This window comes from Hadarchaeum sp. (SeqCode) (assembly GCF_049969415.1).
GTDB lineage: Archaea > Hadarchaeota > Hadarchaeia > Hadarchaeales > Hadarchaeaceae > Hadarchaeum.
The window spans coordinates 1-1453 of the sequence record NZ_JBMFOX010000120.1 but is presented as its reverse complement, the minus strand read 5'-3'; the positions used below and the strand labels follow the sequence as shown (position 1 = coordinate 1453).

1 protein-coding gene and 1 pseudogene are annotated in these 1453 nt (G+C 55.5%); both read right to left on the bottom strand.

Annotated elements, in window-relative coordinates:
• Positions 1–332 precede the first annotated feature (332 nt).
• Positions 333–764, bottom strand: coding sequence for a hypothetical protein (locus tag ACP5PX_RS08265; protein ID WP_428085470.1), 432 nt, complete (start codon positions 762–764; stop codon positions 333–335).
• Positions 765–826: 62 nt separating this feature from the next.
• Positions 827–1453: pseudogene (locus ACP5PX_RS08260) on the bottom strand (hypothetical protein); the annotation flags it as partial.

The following is a 1453-nucleotide window of genomic DNA, read 5'->3' as shown; positions in this document are numbered from 1 at the left end:
GCTTACGGAACGACCTTGTGCAAGTTGACGGGTCCGTTTTTAACCCCAGTAGGACCAGAGGCGCGCGCCAGAGCCCCGACCCGGATCTCCCTGAAACCTTCTCGAAAACTTCCTTCTGACAGCAGCGTCGCAGGGCGTCTAGTAGATGCAAAAACCCCAGAAACACGCCCGAAATCCTGGCTCAAAGGCAGCATAATGCCTTTAAGCCAAAGCTGGACAACCGTGCCCGACCATCCACCGCAATGATGTTGGGCTTTTTCAGTTGCTCCTTTAGGTGTGCATTCTGCTGCCCGACATAATCACAATAAACTAAGCTAGCATCATGACCAGCGTCATCGCTTTTTTATGCTAAGTTCCGTGACTACGAGCAGTGCGAGCGCCCGGTGGTGCGCGGTCGACGGCGTTTCAAGTCGCCCTTTCGCAACCACGTTCTGCCAAGCGAGCGCCTCGAGGTTCTGCTGCGGGATTTGCTTCCAGACTTCCGTACCCGAGATCACGAGCTGCACACGTGTTACTTTTTCCTGAGCTTTGGACTCGGGAAGAACCCAACCCGAACTGGCTTGCAAATCGAAGGGGACACTGAGTTCGAGAAAGCACGCAACCTCGGGGCGGTCGATTTCAGGTGTCTCTCCGTAGTTCGGAGGGCCAGGGAAAACCTCGCAGCGGACCGTGCCGACGAGCGTTACTTGTGAACCAGGAGTGTGATGTTCGAGGGCTTCGCCTTTTCCGAATGCCACTATGAGCCCGAAAAACATCAGAAACATAACTACGGCTCTCCGCTCTAACGTCCCTAAACAACTCGTTTCATCTTCATGATACAAGACAATCATCTCCAAGTCACCTCTCCGGGAATGCAACCCTCCATTTTTCTAATTGCTTGAACAAGGAGCTGAAACTGGCGCGGTTCCAAGTCGGCCATTCGCCGACCCAGTGGAACCCCCATGTGCGCCACAAAAGCTTTATAGCGCTCAGTGTCATTATGCTTGGGGGGCGCGAACCGCTCGATAATTTGTCCTACCGTCAAGTCAGCACGACTCGGACTGCGCAGCCACTTTATAAGCGCTCGGGTGCCCGACTCCTCGCTTCCAAAAACCGCGTAGCGCCAGCCGGTGCCGGGAACCGCTCCCGCCGTGCCGATAGCTTCGTTGGTCGGCTCACCCCCGAGGATTAGGTTACCCGGGTTGTTGTTCCTCCAGGCACGAGAGCCTCCCCGGCGAATCTCCTTGGTTCCGTCGGAGTACTCGATGACAACACCGCCCTCGGCTTCGTAAGCCCGAACAGGAACCGGATTTGTGTGCACCACCATCAACTTAGCTAGCCGAAACCAGGCCATACCCGAAGAGTCGGCAGCGAGAAACTCGCGTAAATCGCCAAAATGATCCAGCGCCGCAATCTCCTTTGCAGCCTGTGTCTCCTGAAATTCCGACAATGTGACTCTCCCATCCGGATCCAC

Bases quoted from the DNA above. Each gene is read 5' to 3' on its own strand.
- ACP5PX_RS08265 (WP_428085470.1), bottom strand. From the start codon at position 764: ATGTTTCTGATGTTTTTCGGGCTCATAGTGGCATTCGGAAAAGGCGAA.